This is a genomic window from Arthrobacter sp. ASL1 (assembly GCF_056680475.1).
The window spans coordinates 1,857,588-1,875,945 of record NZ_CM155284.1; the positions used below are offsets into that span (position 1 = coordinate 1,857,588).

The 18,358-nt window shown below is 67.9% G+C and carries 18 protein-coding genes; 8 read left to right on the top strand and 10 right to left on the bottom strand.

Translation table 11 applies throughout. From position 1 onward, the window contains the following. The first annotated feature begins 68 nt into the window (after positions 1 to 68). Positions 69 to 1,286 (top strand): glycosyltransferase, encoded by a 1,218-nt coding sequence (locus AC1MEQ_RS08775; protein ID WP_479795816.1) that lies wholly within the window; start codon positions 69 to 71, stop codon positions 1,284 to 1,286. Between the two features lie 4 nt (positions 1,287 to 1,290). Here AC1MEQ_RS08775 and AC1MEQ_RS08780 read toward each other — a convergent pair whose 3' ends face one another. Continuing rightward, positions 1,291 to 2,448 (bottom strand): FAD-dependent monooxygenase, encoded by a 1,158-nt coding sequence (locus tag AC1MEQ_RS08780; protein ID WP_479795818.1) that lies wholly within the window; start codon positions 2,446 to 2,448, stop codon positions 1,291 to 1,293. Positions 2,449 to 2,622: 174 nt separating this feature from the next. Between AC1MEQ_RS08780 and AC1MEQ_RS08785 the strand changes: the two genes are divergently transcribed. Beyond that, positions 2,623 to 3,306, top strand: coding sequence for an NAD(P)H-binding protein (locus tag AC1MEQ_RS08785; RefSeq protein ID WP_479795820.1), 684 nt, complete (start codon positions 2,623 to 2,625; stop codon positions 3,304 to 3,306). 7 nt (positions 3,307 to 3,313) lie between these two features. Here AC1MEQ_RS08785 and AC1MEQ_RS08790 read toward each other — a convergent pair whose 3' ends face one another. Next, positions 3,314 to 3,778 carry a hotdog fold domain-containing protein gene (locus AC1MEQ_RS08790; protein ID WP_479795821.1) on the bottom strand — a complete coding sequence of 155 codons (465 nt, stop codon included), beginning with the start codon at positions 3,776 to 3,778 and terminating at the stop codon, positions 3,314 to 3,316. Positions 3,779 to 3,796: 18 nt separating this feature from the next. Beyond that, complete coding sequence (locus AC1MEQ_RS08795) at positions 3,797 to 4,684, bottom strand: DNA-formamidopyrimidine glycosylase family protein (protein ID WP_479795823.1); 888 nt, start codon at positions 4,682 to 4,684, stop codon at positions 3,797 to 3,799. Between the two features lie 142 nt (positions 4,685 to 4,826). Here AC1MEQ_RS08795 and AC1MEQ_RS08800 point away from each other — a divergent pair, with 142 nt between their 5' ends. Further along, complete coding sequence (locus tag AC1MEQ_RS08800) at positions 4,827 to 5,306, top strand: carboxymuconolactone decarboxylase family protein (protein WP_479795825.1); 480 nt, start codon at positions 4,827 to 4,829, stop codon at positions 5,304 to 5,306. After that, positions 5,303 to 5,776 (top strand): hemerythrin domain-containing protein, encoded by a 474-nt coding sequence (locus tag AC1MEQ_RS08805; RefSeq protein ID WP_479795827.1) that lies wholly within the window; start codon positions 5,303 to 5,305, stop codon positions 5,774 to 5,776. Before AC1MEQ_RS08800 ends, AC1MEQ_RS08805 begins: the two co-directional genes overlap by 4 nt. A 38-nt stretch (positions 5,777 to 5,814) precedes the next feature. On the opposite strand, the gene AC1MEQ_RS08810 is transcribed toward AC1MEQ_RS08805, so the two are convergent. The 6 genes from AC1MEQ_RS08810 to arsB form a co-directional block, all read right to left on the bottom strand. Then, complete coding sequence (locus AC1MEQ_RS08810; protein ID WP_479795828.1) at positions 5,815 to 6,684, bottom strand: HNH endonuclease family protein; 870 nt, start codon at positions 6,682 to 6,684, stop codon at positions 5,815 to 5,817. Between the two features lie 53 nt (positions 6,685 to 6,737). Then, complete coding sequence (locus AC1MEQ_RS08815; protein ID WP_479795830.1) at positions 6,738 to 7,607, bottom strand: excalibur calcium-binding domain-containing protein; 870 nt, start codon at positions 7,605 to 7,607, stop codon at positions 6,738 to 6,740. 226 nt (positions 7,608 to 7,833) lie between these two features. Beyond that, entirely contained in the window at positions 7,834 to 8,127 is a 294-nt protein-coding gene (locus AC1MEQ_RS08820) for an antibiotic biosynthesis monooxygenase family protein (protein ID WP_479795832.1), read from the bottom strand. 131 nt (positions 8,128 to 8,258) lie between these two features. Beyond that, positions 8,259 to 9,659, bottom strand: a complete 1,401-nt coding sequence (locus AC1MEQ_RS08825; RefSeq protein WP_479795834.1) for an NAD(P)-binding domain-containing protein — start codon at positions 9,657 to 9,659, stop codon at positions 8,259 to 8,261. Between the two features lie 68 nt (positions 9,660 to 9,727). After that, positions 9,728 to 10,153 carry an arsenate reductase ArsC gene (locus AC1MEQ_RS08830; protein ID WP_479795836.1) on the bottom strand — a complete coding sequence of 142 codons (426 nt, stop codon included), beginning with the start codon at positions 10,151 to 10,153 and terminating at the stop codon, positions 9,728 to 9,730. Then, the gene (arsB, locus tag AC1MEQ_RS08835; RefSeq protein ID WP_479796095.1) at positions 10,150 to 11,169 is read right to left on the bottom strand and encodes an ACR3 family arsenite efflux transporter; all 1,020 of its coding nucleotides are present in this window, start codon (positions 11,167 to 11,169) and stop codon (positions 10,150 to 10,152) included. The genes AC1MEQ_RS08830 and arsB overlap by 4 nt, the downstream gene beginning before the upstream one ends. A gap of 199 nt (positions 11,170 to 11,368) precedes the next feature. Here arsB and AC1MEQ_RS08840 point away from each other — a divergent pair, with 199 nt between their 5' ends. Beyond that, positions 11,369 to 11,719 (top strand): ArsR/SmtB family transcription factor, encoded by a 351-nt coding sequence (locus tag AC1MEQ_RS08840; RefSeq protein WP_479795837.1) that lies wholly within the window; start codon positions 11,369 to 11,371, stop codon positions 11,717 to 11,719. Positions 11,720 to 11,828: 109 nt separating this feature from the next. Here AC1MEQ_RS08840 and AC1MEQ_RS08845 read toward each other — a convergent pair whose 3' ends face one another. Next, a complete protein-coding gene (locus tag AC1MEQ_RS08845) occupies positions 11,829 to 12,884 on the bottom strand; it encodes an MIP/aquaporin family protein (protein WP_479795838.1) in 1,056 nt (351 codons plus the stop codon). Between the two features lie 448 nt (positions 12,885 to 13,332). On the opposite strand from AC1MEQ_RS08845, the gene AC1MEQ_RS08850 reads away from it, so the two are divergent. From AC1MEQ_RS08850 to fdhA, 3 genes are all read left to right on the top strand, one after another. Next, on the top strand, positions 13,333 to 15,147 hold the full coding sequence (locus AC1MEQ_RS08850; protein WP_479795839.1) for a glycerol-3-phosphate dehydrogenase/oxidase: 1,815 nt from the start codon (positions 13,333 to 13,335) through the stop codon (positions 15,145 to 15,147). A 223-nt stretch (positions 15,148 to 15,370) separates the two neighbouring features. Beyond that, positions 15,371 to 16,888: a glycerol kinase GlpK gene (gene glpK / locus AC1MEQ_RS08855; RefSeq protein WP_479795840.1), complete on the top strand. Its 1,518-nt coding sequence runs from the start codon at positions 15,371 to 15,373 to the stop codon at positions 16,886 to 16,888. A gap of 119 nt (positions 16,889 to 17,007) precedes the next feature. Continuing rightward, positions 17,008 to 18,222 carry a formaldehyde dehydrogenase, glutathione-independent gene (gene fdhA, locus AC1MEQ_RS08860; protein ID WP_479795841.1) on the top strand — a complete coding sequence of 405 codons (1,215 nt, stop codon included), beginning with the start codon at positions 17,008 to 17,010 and terminating at the stop codon, positions 18,220 to 18,222. The last annotated feature ends 136 nt before the right edge of the window (positions 18,223 to 18,358 follow it).

The following is an 18,358-nucleotide window of genomic DNA, read 5'->3' on the forward strand; positions in this document are numbered from 1 at the left end:
ATCGTCGGAGGGGGTTTCCCCTATACTAGTTACTGCGAACGGTGTTCGCAATCACGAAAGGACCCAACATGCGCATCCTCATGGTGGCCCCGGGAACCCGTGGCGACGTCGCACCCCTGGCGGGTTTGGGGTCCGTCCTCACCCGCGACCACGGATTCGAGGTTTCCATTGCCGCCAATCCGAACTACCGGAACCTTGTCAGCAGCGCCGGTGCGCAATTCCACGCGCTCGACGGCGACATGACGTCCCTGGTCTCGCCGGCCCCGCCCGGCACGAAGCCGCGCCCGTCCGATCTCCGCCGCTACATGGCAGGGCTCACCGCCTACATGGACGCTGCCGCCACCGGAACCCTCACGGCGGCACAATCCGGTGCCGACGTCCTCCTGGCCAACGGCATCGCGCCCTACGCCCATGACATCGGCGAAGCGCTGGGAATCCCCGTCATCGGCGCCCACCTCCAACCCCTCGAACCCAGCAGCGCCTATCCCCCGATGGCATTGGGCCTGTCCCGCTCCATGACCGGCCCCGGCAACAAGATGCTCGGCAGGCTGATGGCATCGGCGCGTGCCCCCTACGACGCCCCCACGGCGCGGATCCGCAACGAACTGGGCCTGCCCGCCCGGAGCCGGCGCTCATCCGAAGCGCTTCGCCGGCGCCGTGGCGCGACGGTCCTCCACGGCTTCAGCCCATCGGTGGTCCGGCGCCCCCGTGACTGGCATCGGGGGCTGGACATCACCGGATACTGGTGGCCCCACGTCGATCCCGCCTGGGCCCCGGACGCGCGTCTGCTGGACTTCCTCGCAGACGGCCCGCCACCGGTGTTCATCGGCTTCGGCAGCACTGGCGCCCACGACACGCAGTTCATGCTCGACGTCGTGGCCCGGGCCGGCGTCCGGGCGGTCGTCCAGGGGCCGGACGACGTGCACCTTCCGCACGCGATCGCCGTGGGCGACGTGCCGCACGAATGGCTGCTCCCCCGGATGTCAGCCGCCGTGCACCATGCCGGGGCGGGCACCACGGCGGCGGTCCTGCGCGCGGGGATCCCCTCGGTCGGCGTCCCGGTCTTCACCGACCAGCCCTTCTGGGCCGCACGGGTCCACGCCCTCGGGGCCGGCCCGGAGCCCATCCCGCATGGAAAGGCCACCGTCGAATCCGTGGCCGACGCAGTGAGGACCACCGTCGAAACCCCCGGCCATGCCGAGGCGGCCCGCCGACTGGCCGGGCTCATCGCCCGGGAGGACGGGGTTGCCCCGGCGGAACGGGCCATCCGGCGAGCCATCGGATGACATCTCAGTCCAGCGACGGCGGCTCCCACTGCTGGAGCGAACGGACCTGGCGGGCGAGCGCGGACGCGGGGGTGAGCCGCATGGCGGTGTCACGCAGGACGACGGCGGGGCCGAACCCCAGTTGCGCCACCCGCCCGACGGCGCGGGCCATGCGGGCCATCGGCTGCGTGCGCTTCCGGCGCAGCACGTCATAGCGGTCCAACGCCGCATCGAGGGCGGGAGCCTGCCGCCGCGCCACCGGTGCCAGCAGTGCGGCGAGGGTGGCGGCGTCCTCCATGGCCTGCCCGCCGCCTTGTCCCAGGTCGGGCGTCATGGCGTGGGCCGCGTCCCCGAGCAGGATCGTGCGGCTGCGCCGAAACGATGGGAGGCGTGCAGCGAGGTCGTGGATGGGGTGGCGGACGACGGCTGCCGGGTCGGTGGCATCGAGCAGCCACCGGATCGGATCGTGCCAGCCGCCGAACAGCCCGCGGACCGCGGCGAACTCGTCGGCGATCACGGTATCGGCCGGCATGGTCGCCACGGCGAACCAGTAGACCCGTCCGTCGACCAGCGGGACGATCCCGAAGCGCAGCCCCCTCCCCCAGGTTTCCCCGGCCTCCCCACCGAGGTCCACGGGATGCCGGGTCACCCCGCGCCAGGCCGAGTAGCCGGAGTACCGCAGGCCCGGGTCGCCGGGCCAACCGGCGCGCGTCGTGCTGCGGATCCCGTCGGCGGCGAGGACCACGTCGTACTCCTGCCTGCGCGTGCCGGTGGCGTCGGTGATGTCGAGGTCCCGGCCGTCTCCGGGCACGGCGGCGCACCTCGAACCGGGGTGCAGCGTTCCCGGTTCCAGGGCGGAAACCAGCAGTTCGTGCAGATCCGCGCGGTGGATGACGCGCAGTTCGGGCAGCTCACCGGGCCCGAGCCGGGCCAGCCACGTCCCGTCGGGCCGGCGCTGGCCACCGGAGGCGACGGCCCCGTGCGCATCTGTCAGTTCACGGAACCGCGCCCCGACACCGATCGAGTCCAGGGCGGCCATCCCGTTGCCGAAAAGCGACAGACCGGCCCCCACCGGTTCGAGCACCTGGGCGCGTTCGAAGACATCCACGTCGGCACCGTGGCGTTGCAGCCCGATGGCGGCACACAGCCCGCCGATCCCCCCGCCGATGATCCCCCCGCGCATGGTCCCCACCTCCGTCTCTTCGGGTCGCTACCAGCACCCTACGCGCGCCGGCATCGCGCCGGGGCTGGAATATCCGGGGCTTTGCCGCGTTATGCCCAGTGGAAGCCCCCGGCCGGATCCACACCCGCGGCCGGGGAAGCCGCGGCACCGGAAGCGGTGCAGAAGGAGCATCACATGTCAGAAGAACGCGTTGTCATCCTCGGCGGGCACGGGAAGATCGCCCTGCTCGCCACCCCGAAACTGAAGGCTGCCGGTTATGCCGTCGATTCCGTCATCCGCAACCCGGACCAGGCAGGTGAGGTCGAAGCGGAAGGCGGCACCGCCGTCGTGCTCGACATTGAAACCGCGGGCGTGGACGAGCTCGCGCAGGCGTTCTCCGACGCGGCGGCCGTCGTGTTCGCGGCCGGTGCCGGCGGCGGCAACCCCGAACGCACCCGCACCGTCGACCACGAGGCGGCTATCCGGGCGATGACGGCCTCCGAACAGGCCGGGGTGGCCCGCTTCGTCATTGTCTCCTACTCGCGGGCCTCCGTGGACGTCGAGCAGATCGATCCGCACAACTCGTTCTACGCGTATGCGAAGGCCAAGCACGACGCCGATGAGCACCTGCGCGGCACCGGGCTCGACTACACCATCCTCGGGCCGGGCATGCTGACCCTGGAACCGGCCACCGGAAAGATCCAGCTGGCCGATGCCGAAGGCCTGATCGATGGCCGTGCCCCCGAAGGCGACGAAGGCTCCACGTCCCGGGAGAACGTCGCGGCGGTCATCGCCCACGCCATCGCGGCCAACGCGGCCATCCGCCAGACTGTCAACTTCTACGACGGGGCAACCCCGATCGCCGACGCGTTGGCCTGACGGGCTCCTACTTCCGGGCGGTCACCCAGATCGGTATGGTGCCGCGGACAACCGTGGTGCCGTCGCGCAGCTGTGCGCCGACCCGGACAGCGACCGGGAACGGCGGTTCACGGTCCCAATCGGCGGGTGAGGTCTCGGCGACGCAGCGCACGTCTCCGGGGACCTTCGCGAGGTAGTCCAGCTCGATGCCCTTCGGGATCCACCGCATCCCCGGTGCCACGGTCGCCTCGGCGAGCAGGCCCATCGCCGCCTCGAGGCCGTTCGCGATGGCGATGGCGTGCAGGGTCCCGATGTGGTTGTGGACCGCCCGCCGCTTGCTGATCTGGACCACCGCCCGGTGCGGCGCCATCTCGATGATGCCCGGGCGCACCGAACGGAAGTACGGCACCTTGAACATGTAGAGGGCCGAAAAGAGCTGCCGTCCCATCGGGCGGGCGGCGAGATTCCGATAGAGGTCATAGGTCGACGGCATACCGGCGATGCTACCGCCCTATTTCAGGAACTTCGACGTCCGCCGGTCGGCCAGCAGCTTGCCGCCGGTCTGGCACGGCGGGCAATACTGCAGCGACGAATCGGCAAACGAGACCTCCCGGATGGTGTCCCCGCACACCGGGCAGGCCTCGCCGGTACGGGCATGCACGCGCATCGATCGACGCTTGGAATCCTTCAGCGCGCTGGCCGGCCGGCCGGAGGCGCTGGCCACCGCCGCTTCCAGAACGCCGCGCATCGCGTCGTACAACCGGTCGACCTCGGCGGCGTCGAGCTTCTTGGCGAGCGCGAACGGGGACAGCCGGGCTGCGTGCAGGACCTCGTCGCTGTAGGCGTTGCCGATCCCGGCCAGCGCCGACTGGTCCCGCAGCAACCCCTTGATCTGGCCGCCGTGCCCGGCGATCATCGCCCCGAAGCCGGCGCGGTCGATGTCCAGGGCCTCCGGGCCCAACCGGGCGATCCCCGGCACCTCGTGGAGCCCGCGCACCACGTACACGGCCAGCGACTTCTTGGTTCCAGCCTCGGTGAGGTCGAAGCCCTGCTGGGCACCGCCCTCGTCCCGGGCAGCGAACCGCACACGCAGCGCGATCGGCCCGGACCCCGGCCGCAACCGGCCCGGTTTCAGCGCATCGGACCAGCGCAGCCATCCGGCCTTGGCCAGGTGTATGACCAGGTGCGCCTCGCCGGCGGTGATGGCCAGGAACTTGCCACGACGCTCGACGGCGGACACCGGGGCGGTGCCCAGCTCGGCGAACGGCACGGCGGCGGTCTTCAACACCGAGAAGGAAAGCACCTCCACGTCCGCGATCATCGCCGGGGCAGCATCGGCGGGCATCAGCTGGTGGCGCAGGAAGTCGACGAGTCCCTGCACCTCGGGCATCTCCGGCATGATCCCACGGTAACGCGGCGGACGGCGGTTGGCTCCGGTCAGCGCATGGCTCCCGGTGATTGACACCCGCCGCAGCCGGCGGGATGGTGAAAGGGACGGCGGATCTCCCGCCGCCATGGCCCCATCCGAAGGAAGCCCCGCCATGCCCGCTGCACAGCGTCTGTCCATCCAAGCCGTCGATCCGAAGGCCTACCAGCCCATGCTCGCGCTGGAGAAGTACATCCACGCGGGAAACCTCGGCGAGGACCTGCTGGCCTTGGTCAAGATCCGGGCCTCGCAGATCAACGGGTGCGCGTTCTGCCTGGACATGCACGGCCGCGAGGCCCGCGCGGCAGGCGTGGACGACCGCCGGATCGACGTCCTGGCCGGCTGGCACGAGGCCCCCGACCTGTACTCGGCACGCGAACAGGCAGCGCTGGCGCTGACCGAGGAGATCACGCTCATCGGCGAGGGCGGCGTCTCCGACGAAACCTGGGCCCACGCCGCCGCGGAGTTCGGCGAGCAGGACCTCGTCGTGCTCATCATGGCGATCTGCGCCATCAACGCGTGGAACCGGATGGCCGTCGCCACACGCCAGGCCCTGCCGGAGCTTCCGGCCGGTGGCACCGCCGCGGCATCATGAGCGCCGGGGTCCTCAGCACCGCGCTCGAGCACGAACACCGCGAGATCGACGGCGGCATCGAGGCCTTCACCGCCGGCACCACCACCGGGCAGTACGACGACGCTGCGCTGCTGCGCGCGTTGTCCGCCCTGCGCCGGCACATCTACCTCGAGGAGGCCTTCCTCTTCCCGCCCCTGCGTGGTGCCGGCCTGATTATGCCGGTCATGGTCATGGAACGCGAACACGGCGAACTCTGGGACCTGATGGACACCATCACCGAGCAGCACGACGGCGGCGCGGAACCCGCCGATCTCGTCTCGACGTGCACGGAGTTGCTTTTGCTGCTGGACCGGCACAACTCCAAGGAGGAACCGATCATCTACCCGCAGGCCGACGCCGCCCTGGACGCATCCACCACCGCCAACCTGCAGGAATTCATCGCCTCCGGCACCATGCCCGACGGGTGGGTCTGTGCCCGCGCGGGAGCCTGACGGCCCCTGCCGTCACCCCAGGCTCCGGATGGAACGTCCTACCGCAGCGCCTTTTGACCCGGGCATTGCGCCGTCACAATGCGTTTGATCGCATCGTGCTCGGCCCGGGTGACCCAGAGGCCGTACTTCGCCTTCACTGCCGTCTGCCGCGCCACATAGGCACAACGAAACGATTTGCGTGGCGGCAGCCAGGTCGCGGCGTCGCCGTCCCCTTTGGAGGCGTTGGTCGGTCCATCGACGGCGAGGAGGTTCAACGGGTCGTTGGCCAGCGCGACGCGTCGGTCGGCCGCCAGCTGCTGGGCACCCTTCTGCCAGGCGTCCGACAAGGCCACGACATGGTCGATCTGAACCGCGTTGCTCGTGCCCTGCCCGCGGACGAAGTCGATGAAGGTCCCCGTGTAGGGGTCGTTGAGGATGCCCGAGGTAATGACGCATCCTTGGGTTCCCGGCCGGGCCACCACGGCATTGAGGTCACGGCGCAAGATGTCGTTGCGCCCGTCGCAGCCATTCCGATCCGGATCCTTCCAGCCGGAGCCGAAGTTCGATCGCTCGTACCCCGTCTTCGGTGCCCGTCCCTTAACCGGCAGGGTAGCCAGTTGGGCGAGGACGGTCCCCGCTGCCGCCCGGTCCGGCCGTTCCTTCGTTGCGGGTGCGGACGGCTTGCGTACCGGAGCCTTCGGAGCGGCCGACCTCGCCGGGGCGGAAGAACTCGTCGTGACCCGCTGAGCCGGGTCGCCTTCGGAGGAGACAACTGCTGCGGACGACACCGGAGCGGTCGGGGTCTCGGACCAGACGACGAGCGGACCCGGCCTCGGCGATTCCGTCGTGATGACCACCGGTCCCGCTTGCTGGGAGGTATCCGCTTCGCCGCAAGCGGCAAGTCCCAGCAGGACAGTGCCGGCCAACACCACTGAGAACCATCGCCTGCCGCTGGTAACCGCGCCGGCTTCGGTGGCGGAGTCTACTCGCAACCGACACCGTCTCCGTCACGGTCGAGCTTGCGACTGTATCCCGGGTCGCCGACGTGGATCGGATCGGCCCCGGCGTCCCGCACTGCCGTGCAGTTCTTGTAGTAGGCCGACGTCGGCGCGGGTTTCTCCGGCACCACCGGCTGGGCGACAAAGCTCTTCTTCCGGGCAACGGCAGCCTTCTCGGCAGCCCTCTTCTCGGCGTTCCGGGCGGCTTGGGCGGCGGTGGCCTTCCGCGCGCTCTCCTGCTGCGCGGCCTTCTTGGCTTTGGCCTTCGCAGCGGCCTTCTCTTCAGCTGCGGCCTGCTTCGCCGCCGTCTTCCGGCGGGCCTTGGCCTCGGCAGCGGCCTTCGACGCAGCGGCCTTCGACGCGGCGGCCTTCTCGGTCTTGGCCTGGTCCGCGGCTTGTTGGGACGCAAGGGCTACGGCCGCTGCCTCCGCTTTCTCATGGTCAGCCGCTGCGACCCAGACGAAGGCCCCGCCGTCGTTCTCGTCGCAGTAGTTGTTCTCACCGTCTTGCGTCATGACGAGCTGGTCGCCTTCACATGCCTGGCCCACGAAACTGGCCAATTCCGGCCCTGCGCTCGGAACCGCGCCCTCGGAGGCCCCGGACTCCGTCTGTGCTGTCACGTCGGGAGTGGAGGTCGTCGAGGCCGCTCCGACGCCGGTGGCCACGATAACCAGCACCAACGCCGCTCCGGCTACCCCGGCGGCTGCCTTGCGGTGTGGGACCCTGGCCCATCGGGCGTGGCCGATCACCAGGACCACCAAGGCGAAGAGGAGTGCGAGGACCCCCAAAATCACCAGCGCGAAAGGAGCTGTGATCAGCAGGAGGATGATGACGATGGCGGCCACTGCGAGCACCAGCCAGAATCGGGGTCCTCGTGTCTTTTTTGGGGCAGGCGGTAGCCCCCACGATGCGGTCAAGTTGGTCCCCCCAGGGCGATAAATCGATCAGATGCGTGAAGCATATCCCGGGTACTTGAAGCTTGAACATCATTCTGGGTAACGATTCGGGGGCACAGATCGGTGACGACGACGGAGCCCAGACTTCGTCGTCATCCCCGCGCTCCTGAGGGGCAGGCCCCGGCTACTCCCCGAGGTCGACGACCTCGAACTCCAGCAGCCCCATGCCGGTGGCGACCGGCGCGCCCTTCGAGTGGTCGTGCGGGGCGCGCTGGTCACGCCAGTTCTCGAAGTCCTCGCGTGTGGCCCACTGCGTATAGACGAAGTAGCGGTCCTCGCCGGCGACGGGGCGCAGCAGCTGGAACCCCTCGAAACCCGGTTGGCCGTCCACCGAGTGCTTGCGGGCGGCGAAGCGCTTCTCGAGTTCGGATCCGGCCTCGACGGGGACCTGCAGGGCATTGATGACGACGACGGACACGGTGCTCCTTCCGGGCCCGGAACCTCCGGGCCACTCATTCTTCCAAGCTATCGCAGCCCGGTCCCTGTTCGCCGTCGTCCCCGTCACGGCCCTCGGCGACGGGACCCCTACCGGGCAGGGCACTTCATGGGTCATGGCACGGCGGAGCGCCCATGGGCCAGGCCGGTGGGGATGCCGATGAGGACCGGTTCGGGCACGGAGCAGCAGGAATCCACCGTCGTGTCCTGTCCGGATTCTGCCGGGGCGTCGCAGCTGCCTCCGAGGTCCGTGGAGCAGACCCCGGTTTCGGGCAGATCCAGATGGACCTGTGCGGCGGCGGCCTGTTCTCCGGCGACCGCGGCGACGATGGAGCGGACCTGCTCGTAGCCGGTGGCGAGCAGGAAGGTGGGCGCGCGTCCGTAGGACTTCATGCCGGCGATGTAGAAGTCGCGCTCCGGGTGGGCCAGCTCCTTGGCCCCGTGTGCCGGGACGGTCCCGCAGGAATGGAATTCGGGGTCGATCAGCGGCCCCAGGGCGCGTGGCGCCTCCACGGCGGGATCGAGCTCGAGGCGGATCTCGCGCAGCGTACCCAGATCGGGACGGAACCCAGTGGCGGGGATCAGCACGTCCACGTCCAGCATTGCTTCCCCGTCCGGCGTGGCCCCCGTGACGGCCAGACGGTCACCGGTCGCGAAGGAGATCGTGGTGAAGGACGTGCGCAGTTCGATGTGCCCGTCCTCGACGAGCTCGCGCAGGCGGGTCCCGAGCTGGCCGCGGGCGGGCAGCCCGTCGAGGTCTCCGCCGCCATAGAGACGGGTGGCATCGGGGGCGCGCACGGCCCAGCTGATCCTGGTGCCGGGTTCGTTCTTGGCCAGCTGGCCCAGGGCGATCAGGGTGTTGGCGGCCGAGTGCCCGGCACCGATCACCAGGACATGCTTGCCGGCGAACCGGGGGCGGTCGGCACCGGTGACGTCGGGCAGCGGCTTCGTGATCAGGCCACGGGCGATGGCCGCAGTTTCGCCGGGCGCGGCCAGCCCAGACTGTCCCAGCGGGTTGGGCTGGGCCCAGGTGCCGGAGGCGTCGACTACCGCGCGGGCCTGGTGGTCAACCGTGGTTCCTGCTGCGGTCGAGACGCGGACCAGGAAGGGTCGTCCGTCCCGTCCGCGGGAGTGGGTCTTGTCCATGCCGACGCGACTGACTGCCGTGACGGTCGTTGAAAGGTGCAGGGCCTCGGCGATGGCAGGCAGTGCGGCGAGCGGTTCGAGGTACTGCTCGACGAGCTCGGCGCCGTACGGCAGGGCCGACAGCCGCGGCTCGGTCCAGCCGGTCGGCTCGAGCAGGCGACGGGAGCTGGGATCGATGTTGTGCCGCCACGGGGAGAACAGGCGGATGTGCCCCCAGGCCCGGATGGCTGCGCCAACCCGCTCACCGGATTCGAAGATGAGGGGAGTCAGTCCACGTTCGATGAGGTTGGCCGCCACCGCCAGGCCCACGGGCCCGGCCCCGATGATCGCAACCGGCAAATCGTTGGGCTGATTCGTCATGTTCGTCATGCTCCTTGATGCGTGAATTCTCGGTGCGCTCCGCGACACGAAGGACCAGCGGTCCCCCGGCCGAGCGGCTATTCGCGGGCCGGCAGCAGTTCCGCGACGAGGGCCTGGATGCGGGCCTTGATGTCGTCACGTATGGGGCGGACCGCCTCGATTCCCTGGCCGGCGGGGTCATCGAGTTCCCAGTCCTCGTAGCGTTTCCCGGGGAAGACCGGGCAGGTGTCGCCGCAGCCCATGGTGATCACGACGTCGGATTCGCGCACCGCATCGACGGTGAGGACCTTGGGCGTTTCGGCGGACAGGTCGATGCCCTCCTCCGCCATGGCCGCCACTGCCGCCGGATTGACCGAATCGGCGGGCTCGGATCCGGCGGAGCGGACCTCGATGGCCCCACCGGACAGCGAGGCGAGGTATGCGGCGGCCATCTGGGAGCGGCCGGCATTGTGGACGCAGACGAACAGGACGGACGGCTTCGTGATGGCCTCGGTTGTGCTCATGGGTTCATGCTCCTCGTCGAAGTTGGCAGGTCGGCGCTGTCAGGGGCGAAGAATCGCTTGCGGGCCCACAGCGCCACGTAGACCAGCGCCACCAGCGCCGGGACCTCGATCAGTGGGCCGACCACGCCGGCCAGCGCCTGGCCCGAGGTCACGCCGAACGTTCCGATGGCCACGGCGATGGCCAGCTCGAAGTTGTTTCCCGCCGCCGTGAACGCCAGCGTCGTCGTCTTCGCGTATCCCAGGTGCAGGAGCCTGCCGATGAGCATGCCGGCACCGAAGACGACGACGAAGTAGACCAGCAGCGGCAGCGCGATGCGGACGACATCCATCGGCCGGGACGTGATGGTCCCACCCTGCAAGGCGAAGAGCAGGACGATGGTGAAGAGCAGTCCATACAACGCCCAGGGTCCGATCCGCGGCAGGAACCGCCCCTCGTACCACTCACGGCCCTTGGCCCTCTCCCCCAGGGTTCGGGTCAGGAATCCGGCCAGCAGTGGGATCCCGAGGAAGATCAGCACCGAGGCGGTGATCGCCCAGAAGGAAAAGTCCGCACTGGTCGTGGGCAGGCCGAGCCAACCGGGCAGGACCTGCAGGTAGAACCAGCCGAGCCCACCGAAGGCGATGACCTGGAAGACGGAGTTGATGAACACCAGCACGGCCGCGGCCTCCCGGTCACCGCAGGCCAGATCGTTCCAGATCATCACCATGGCGATGCACCGGGCCAAACCGACGATGATCAGCCCGGTGCGGTATTCGGGCAGGTCGGGCAGGAAGATCCAGGCCAGCGCGAACATGAAGGCCGGGGCGGCGATCCAGTTGATGAGCAGCGAGGTGACCAGCAGCTTGCGGTCGGCGACGACACGGTGGGCCTGGTCGTAGCGGACCTTGGCCAGCACCGGATACATCATCACGAGCAGCCCCACGGCGATCGGCAGGGAGACGTCGCCGATCCGCACCGCGTCCAGCGCGGTGTCCAGGCCCGGCACGAACCGGCCAAGCAGCAAGCCCAGGGCCATGGCGGCAATGATCCACACCGGGAGGAAGCGGTCCAGCGTGGACAGCCGGCCGGCGACGGCGGCCTCCGGGGACCGCACGGTGGACAGGGCGCTGTGGTGGCTCACGGGACGGTGGCACCTCTCGGAAGATCGATGATGGTCGATCCACAGTATCCACGCCTATATTGATGAATGTCAATATAGGTGCATAATGGTGCCCATGACCTCCCTCGACAGCTTGGCGCCGGCCACCGACGCCGCATGCTGCATCCCCACGGCAGTCCCGGGTCTCAGCGCCGACGAGGCCGCACACAAGGCGCTCGTCTTCAAGGCCCTGTCCGATCCGAACCGGCTGCGGCTGCTCTCCATCGTGAAGGCGGGTGACGACGGCGAAGCCTGCGTCTGCGACTTGACCGCACCCCTGGACCTGGGTCAGCCCACCGTCTCCCACCACCTCAGGATCCTGGTCGAGGCCGGCCTGCTGCATCGCGAGAAGCGCGGGACCTGGGCCTACTATTCGCTGGTTCCCGGGGCGTTGGCGCGGACTGCCGCAACATTGTCAGGGATCTGACGCCCCACCCCTACGCGTAACACGCACCGGATGATCCTCGGCCGCCGAGAAGATTACCGGTGGTGAGGCGGCATCGTCTTGCCCCCGGAGAAGCGGAGCCGGTGGTTGGCTACTCCTCGTCCGATGCGCTCGGCGGGTCGGACGCTGCCCTGCGGCCCGTCGTCCCCTTCGGGGCGTTCGCCTGGTTCGGTTCGTTCGAATCGAGCGGTGCGGCTTCCTCGGTCCCTGGCCCGGCCTCCCCCTCCAGTTGCTGCAGCCGGAAACGGGCGTGCAGGATGTCACCGATGAACAGGTCGTACACCAGGATGCCGATGAGGCCACCCACCAGTGGGCCGACGATGGGAACCCAGAAGTACCAACTGAACGATCCGTCGATCGTGCCCGGTAGCGCCGTGTCCCCCCAGCCCGCCATCCACGCGAAGAGCCGGGGGCCGAAGTCGCGGGCGGGGTTGATCGCGTATCCGGCGTTGGCGCCGAATGATATGCCGATCGCTGCGACGCTGAACCCGATGATGAGGGGGCCGAGGTTTGCTTTCACCCCGCCATTGCGCATGTCGATGACGGCGGCGATCAGCATCAGCAGAAGCGCGGTGCCGACGATCTGATCCACCAGCGGCCCGAAGTTGTCGCCGTTGTAATATGGCGCCGGGAAGGTCGCGAAGATCGAATACGTGGCCAGGCCTCCGGCCGCATCCCTGGCGGTTTTCGCTGCTTGGTTGAACGCATCGATGGCTTGCCAGTAGACGGCGTAGACCACGGCGGCGGCAGCAAAGGCTCCGACCACCTGGGCGATGATGTACGGGATCACCTTCTTCCACGCGAATTTGCGCCGGACCGCGAATGCCAGTGTCACGGCCGGGTTGAGATGCGCCCCGCTGACACCGCCGGCGATGTACACCCCGAACGCCACGGCAAACGCCCAGCCCCAGGCGATCAGCATCCAGTCCCCGGATCCCTGGAAGAAGATATTGGCTCCTTCGGTGCGGCCCGACCCCGGCAATGCTGCCACCGCCATGGCGACGGAACCGTCCCCCAGAAGGATGAGGACAAACGTCCCCAGGAACTCTGCGAGCACCTCCCCCCATGTCCCGCCCAGTCGCTTGAGACCACTGCCGTTGCGAACGGCGCCTCGAAGCGCGCCTCGAATTGGGGTGATGTCGCTCACGCCGAACCTCCATTGGCCGTTCGTTTCCGTTCACCCTTAGTGCGTTGGCAAACAGGCTTGAGCGAAGACTAACTCTCACGGGCACGCTTTAGCTAGGGTACGAATTAACTCCTAGGGATCCTCCGCCTGTAGCGACACGTTGCCTCACTGGAAGACCTCCGGATGCTTCGGGTGTGCCCACGGGCCGATGCCCAAGTCACTGGAGGTGATGTAACGGTGTTTCCCTCGCTGTGGGCATTTAGGCGCTGGGCACCAGCAACGGATCGGCCGGGATGTCCTTCGCATCGAGACAGCTGTCGGAATTGGTGACGGGGCTATGACGGAATCTGGCCAGCGTCGGCATGCGTCCGCAACAGCCCTTGTCAGAGGGTTCAGCGAAGTCAACCATTGTGCCAAATCAAGATTGGTGTGACGCTACAGACACAACCATTGTTTGGAGGTCCCCTTGATGTCATCCAGTTCCCGATTGACGCCTCAATCACGGACCAGTGCCCTGGATGCCATGCGGGACTCCTCCGCCGCGGAACCACTTGACGTCCTGGTCATCGGCGGTGGTGTCACCGGCGCCGGCACGGCCCTTGATGCCGTGACCAGGGGGCTGACCACCGCCGTCGTCGAAGCCCAGGACTGGGCGTCGGGAACCTCCAGCCGTTCCAGCAAGCTGGTCCATGGTGGCCTGCGCTACCTGCAAATGCTCGATTTCCACCTGGTCCATGAGGCGCTCACCGAGCGCGACCAACTGATCGCCAAGCTCGCACCGCACCTGGTGCGTCCGGTCTCCTTCCTCTACCCGCTCGAACACCACGTCTGGGAGCGCGCCTATGTCGGGGCCGGCATCGCCCTCTACGACATCCTGGCCAGCATCACCCCCGGAAAGCGTCCGCTGCCGCTGCACCAGCACCTGAGCCGCAAGGGCATGAACAAGTTGTTTCCGGATCTGCGTCACGACGCGGCGGTGGGCGCACTCCGCTATTGGGATGCTTCGGTGGACGACGCCCGCCTGGTATCCACCCTCGTTCGTACGGCGGCCTCCCACGGCGCCCAGGCGGCGAATCGGACCCAAGTCATCGACCTCACCCGCAATAGCCGCGGACGCGTTGACGGTGCGCTGCTGCGCGATCTGGAAACCGGGGACGAGTTGCGCGTCCACGCCAGAAACGTCATCAATGCCACCGGCGTATGGACGGAGGAAACCGAGTCACTGGCCGGTGGCACGGGCGGGCTGCGCGTGCAGGCGTCGAAGGGGGTTCACATCGTGGTCCCCCGCGAACGCATCAAGGGCGAGGCCGGGCTGATCCTCCAAACAGAGAAGAGCGTCCTCTTCGTCATCCCCTGGTCGCGTTACTGGGTCATCGGCACCACGGACACCCCGTGGAAGCAGGAGCTCCAGCACCCCGTCGCCACGTCTGCCGACATCGACTACATCCTGGAACACGCCAACGCGGTACTGGCCAGGCCGCTGACCCGTGAGGACATCATCGGCACCTGGGCCGGCTTGCGCCCGCTGCTGCAGCCGGGAACCAAGGAGGGGACGAATTCGGCAAAGGTCTCCCGCGAACACACCACCGCCTCTCCGGTGCCGGGACTGACCGTCATCGCCGGCGGCAAGCTGACCACATATCGGATCATGGCCGAGGACGCCGTGGACTTCGCGCTCGGCCCCGAAGCCCAGGAGAACCCGTCCGTGACCAGCAACGTCCCGCTGGTTGGAGCGGTTAACCTCGAGGTCCAGCGCAACTGGAGCCGGACCTATGCGAAGACCTACGGCTGGTCGGACTTCATGGTGGACCACCTGCTGCACCGGTATGGCTCCCTGATCACCGACATCGTTGGGCTTTGCGCCAAGGACGAGTCGCTGGCCCGCCCACTCGAACACGCTCCCGCCTATCTCCGGGCAGAAATCGTTTACGCGGGCAGCCACGAGGGGGCGCTACATGTGGAGGATGTCCTGCTCCACCGCACCCGGTTGAACTACGAGATCGCCGATCGGGGGCTGGCCGCCCTGGAGGAAATCTCCACACTCATGGCCGGCGTGCTGGCGTGGGATGAGGCCACCCGCGAGCGCGAGATGGAGTCATACAGGTCCCGTGCCCACGCCGAGGAAGCCGCCGAGAACGAGCCCAACGACGAGGCCGCCGAGTCAACGCGATTGAGCGCCAACGACGTCGCGCCGATGGCCAAGCTGAGGCCGCCTCCCGACGCGGGGCTCAAGCCGGGATCACCGTCGGATTCGGCTGGCGCCGCGGGCCCTGCCGGTACCTAGAGACGGCACTGGCAATCACAGCAGGAAACACGCACCGCGAAATCCACGGAGGAAAGGACAAGGATGGACGCCACGCTCACCAAGGTCCTTGTCTCGGAGGTGCTTGGTACGGGAATCCTGGTCCGGCTCGGCCCGCTCGCTGCCGGGGTCGGTTAGAGCACCGGCACCGGGCCCACATAGCGCCAGCACGGATCACCGCCAGCCACCACCGATAGGAAAAGACATGAACACCAAGTACGTCCTCGCGATCGACCAGGGAACCACCAGCTCCCGGGCGATCGTGTTCACCCACGAAGGAACCATCCACTCCGTTGGCCAGCTCGAACACGACCAGATCTTCCCGCGGGCCGGCTGGGTCGAACACAACCCCGAACAAATCTGGAACAACGTCCGCGAGGCGGTCGGCCAGGCCCTGACGCGCGGGAACATCGCCCATCAGGACCTGGCGGCCGTCGGTATCACCAACCAACGCGAGACCACGGTGGTCTGGGACAAGAACACCGGAAAACCCGTCTACAACGCGATCGTCTGGCAGGATACCCGCACGCAGAAAATCGTCGAGGAGCTCGGCGGCACGGAAGGTGCCGAGAAATACAAGGCCCGCGTGGGGCTTCCGCTGGCCACCTATTTCTCCGGCCCGAAGATCAAGTGGATCCTCGACAACGTCGAGGGCGCCCGCGAAGCGGCCGAACGCGGCGACCTGCTGTTCGGCAACACCGACACCTGGGTGCTGTGGAACATGACCGGCGGCACCGATGGCGGCGTACACGTCACCGATGTCACCAACGCCTCACGGACCATGCTCATGAACATCGATTCACTGACCTGGAACGAGGACATCGCCGCCGAGATGGGGGTGCCGCTCTCGATGCTGCCCGAGATCCGCTCCTCCTCCGAGGTCTACGGCCACGGGCGCCAGCGCGGCATGGTCCCCGACGTGCCGATCGCCGGGATTCTGGGTGACCAGCAGGCAGCCACATTCGGACAGGCCTGCTTCAAGAAGGGTGCCGCTAAGAACACCTACGGCACCGGCAATTTCATGCTGCTCAACACCGGCACCGAACCGGTGGCGAGCAAGAACGGGCTGCTGACCACCGTTTGCTACAAGATCGGTAAGGCCCCGCAGGTCTATGCCCTCGAGGGCTCGATCGCGGTCACCGGCTCCTTGGTGCAGTGGCTGCGGGACAACCTGGGCCTGTTCGAGGAGGCCGCAGACATCGAGTACTACGCCAACAAGGTCGACAACAACGGCGGTGCCTACTTCGTACCGGCCTTCTCGGGCCTGTTCGCCCCGCACTGGCGCGCCGACGCGCGCGGCGCGCTCGTCGGGCTGACCCGCTTCGTGAACAAGAACCACATCGCCCGCGCGGTGCTGGAAGCCACCGCGTTCCAGTCCCGCGAAGTGCTCGATGCGATGAACGCCGATTCCGGCGTGGACCTGACCGAGCTACGGGTCGACGGCGGCATGGTCGCCAACGAACTGCTCATGCAGTTCCAGGCCGATATCCTCGACGTCGACGTCGTGCGTCCCGAGGTCGCTGAAACCACGGCGCTGGGTGCTGCCTACGCGGCGGGGATCGCCGTCGGCTTCTGGAACGGCGAGGAGGACGTGGAGGCCAATTGGCGCGAGGGCAAGCGCTGGAGTCCGGCCATGGACTCCGCGGAACGGGACCGGCAATACCGGCTGTGGAAGAAGGCCGTGACCAAGACGTTGGACTGGGTCGACGACGATGTCGTCTAGGTCCTCCCGGCGGGACCGTCGGACGCCATCCCCACGTGGAAGGAAGTGATCGTTCGCTTGTAGCTGCCAGACGACGCTGGGGAACCATTTGAACACCATTTCGGAAGGACTGAAATCACATGTCTGAAAACAGGGCAGTCGCGTACAAGGGAGCCGGGAAGGTCGAGGTCATCGACATCGACTACCCCACGTTCGAGCTGAAGGACGGGCCGGGCGTGCACCCGGACAACGTGGGCCGCAAGGTCCCGCACGGTGTCATCCTGCGCACCGTCGCGACGAACATCTGCGGTTCCGACCAGCACATGGTGCGCGGACGGACCACCGCACCCCTCGATCTGGTGCTGGGGCACGAGATCACCGGAGAAGTCGTTGAAGTCGGCCCCGGCGTGGAGTTCATCAAGGTCGGAGACATCTGCTCGGTCCCGTTCAACATCTCCTGCGGCCGCTGCCGCAACTGCAAGGAGCGCAAGACTGGCGTCTGTCTGAACGTGAACCCGGCCGGTTACGGCAGCGCCTACGGGTACGTGGACATGGGCGGCTGGGTGGGTGGCCAGGCCGAGTATGTGCTGGTGCCCTACGCGGACTGGAACCTGCTGAAGTTCCCGGACCGGGACCAGGCGCTGGAAAAGATGATGGACCTGACCATGCTCTCCGACATCTTCCCGACGGGCTTCCACGGTGCCGTGTCGGCCGGGGTGAGCGTCGGGTCCACGGTGTATATCGCGGGGGCCGGGCCTGTAGGCCTCGCCGCGGCGACGTCGGCGCAACTACTGGGTGCCTCCGTCGTCATTGTCGGGGACATGAACGCGGACCGCCTCGCGCAGGCCCGCAGCTTTGGGTGTGAAACCATCGACCTGACGCAGGGCGGCCCGGGGGAGCAGATCGAGCAGATCCTGGGGACCCCCTCGGTGGACTGTGCGGTGGACGCGGTCGGCTTCGAGGCCAAGGGTCACGGTGCGGGCGCCAAGGAGGCACCGGCCACCGTGCTGAACTCCTTGATGGACGTCACGAGCACGGGCGGTGCGCTGGGAATCATCGGGCTTTACGTCACCGGGGACCCCGGTGCCGCCGACGAGGCCGCGAAGAAGGGCTCGCTGTCCTTGAGCCTGGGCACCGGCTGGGCGAAGTCGCTTTCATTCACCACGGGGCAGTGCCCGGTCATGAAGTACCACCGGGGCCTGATGATGTCGATCCTGCACGACAAGGTGAACATCGCCAAGAACGTCAATGCCAAGGCCATTTCCCTTGACGATGCGCCGCGCGGCTATGCCGAGTTCGACGCCGGAGCGGCCACCAAGTACGTCCTGAACCCCAACGGCTACATCAAGAACTGATGTAGCCCGTCCGCGGGTTTGCCGCCCATCCCCCCATGCTTCCGGGGCACGTGGGCGGCCGATAGGTTGGAGAGAGGCTCCGGAACCTCTGCGCCGGCGCCTCCACGGGGCCCGTCCTGCTTCCCTGAAGCGGGCG

Bases quoted from the DNA above. Each gene is read 5' to 3' on its own strand.
- AC1MEQ_RS08775 (WP_479795816.1), top strand. From the start codon at position 69: ATGCGCATCCTCATGGTGGCCCCGGGAACCCGTGGCGACGTCGCACCC.
- AC1MEQ_RS08780 (WP_479795818.1), bottom strand. From the start codon at position 2,448: ATGCGCGGGGGGATCATCGGCGGGGGGATCGGCGGGCTGTGTGCCGCC.
- AC1MEQ_RS08785 (WP_479795820.1), top strand. From the start codon at position 2,623: ATGTCAGAAGAACGCGTTGTCATCCTCGGCGGGCACGGGAAGATCGCC.
- AC1MEQ_RS08790 (WP_479795821.1), bottom strand. From the start codon at position 3,778: ATGCCGTCGACCTATGACCTCTATCGGAATCTCGCCGCCCGCCCGATG.
- AC1MEQ_RS08795 (WP_479795823.1), bottom strand. From the start codon at position 4,684: ATGCCGGAGATGCCCGAGGTGCAGGGACTCGTCGACTTCCTGCGCCAC.
- AC1MEQ_RS08800 (WP_479795825.1), top strand. From the start codon at position 4,827: ATGCCCGCTGCACAGCGTCTGTCCATCCAAGCCGTCGATCCGAAGGCC.
- AC1MEQ_RS08805 (WP_479795827.1), top strand. From the start codon at position 5,303: ATGAGCGCCGGGGTCCTCAGCACCGCGCTCGAGCACGAACACCGCGAG.
- AC1MEQ_RS08825 (WP_479795834.1), bottom strand. From the start codon at position 9,659: ATGACGAACATGACGAATCAGCCCAACGATTTGCCGGTTGCGATCATC.
- AC1MEQ_RS08830 (WP_479795836.1), bottom strand. From the start codon at position 10,153: ATGAGCACAACCGAGGCCATCACGAAGCCGTCCGTCCTGTTCGTCTGC.
- arsB (WP_479796095.1), bottom strand. From the start codon at position 11,169: ATGGCCCTGGGCTTGCTGCTTGGCCGGTTCGTGCCGGGCCTGGACACC.
- AC1MEQ_RS08840 (WP_479795837.1), top strand. From the start codon at position 11,369: ATGACCTCCCTCGACAGCTTGGCGCCGGCCACCGACGCCGCATGCTGC.
- AC1MEQ_RS08850 (WP_479795839.1), top strand. From the start codon at position 13,333: ATGTCATCCAGTTCCCGATTGACGCCTCAATCACGGACCAGTGCCCTG.
- glpK (WP_479795840.1), top strand. From the start codon at position 15,371: ATGAACACCAAGTACGTCCTCGCGATCGACCAGGGAACCACCAGCTCC.
- fdhA (WP_479795841.1), top strand. From the start codon at position 17,008: ATGTCTGAAAACAGGGCAGTCGCGTACAAGGGAGCCGGGAAGGTCGAG.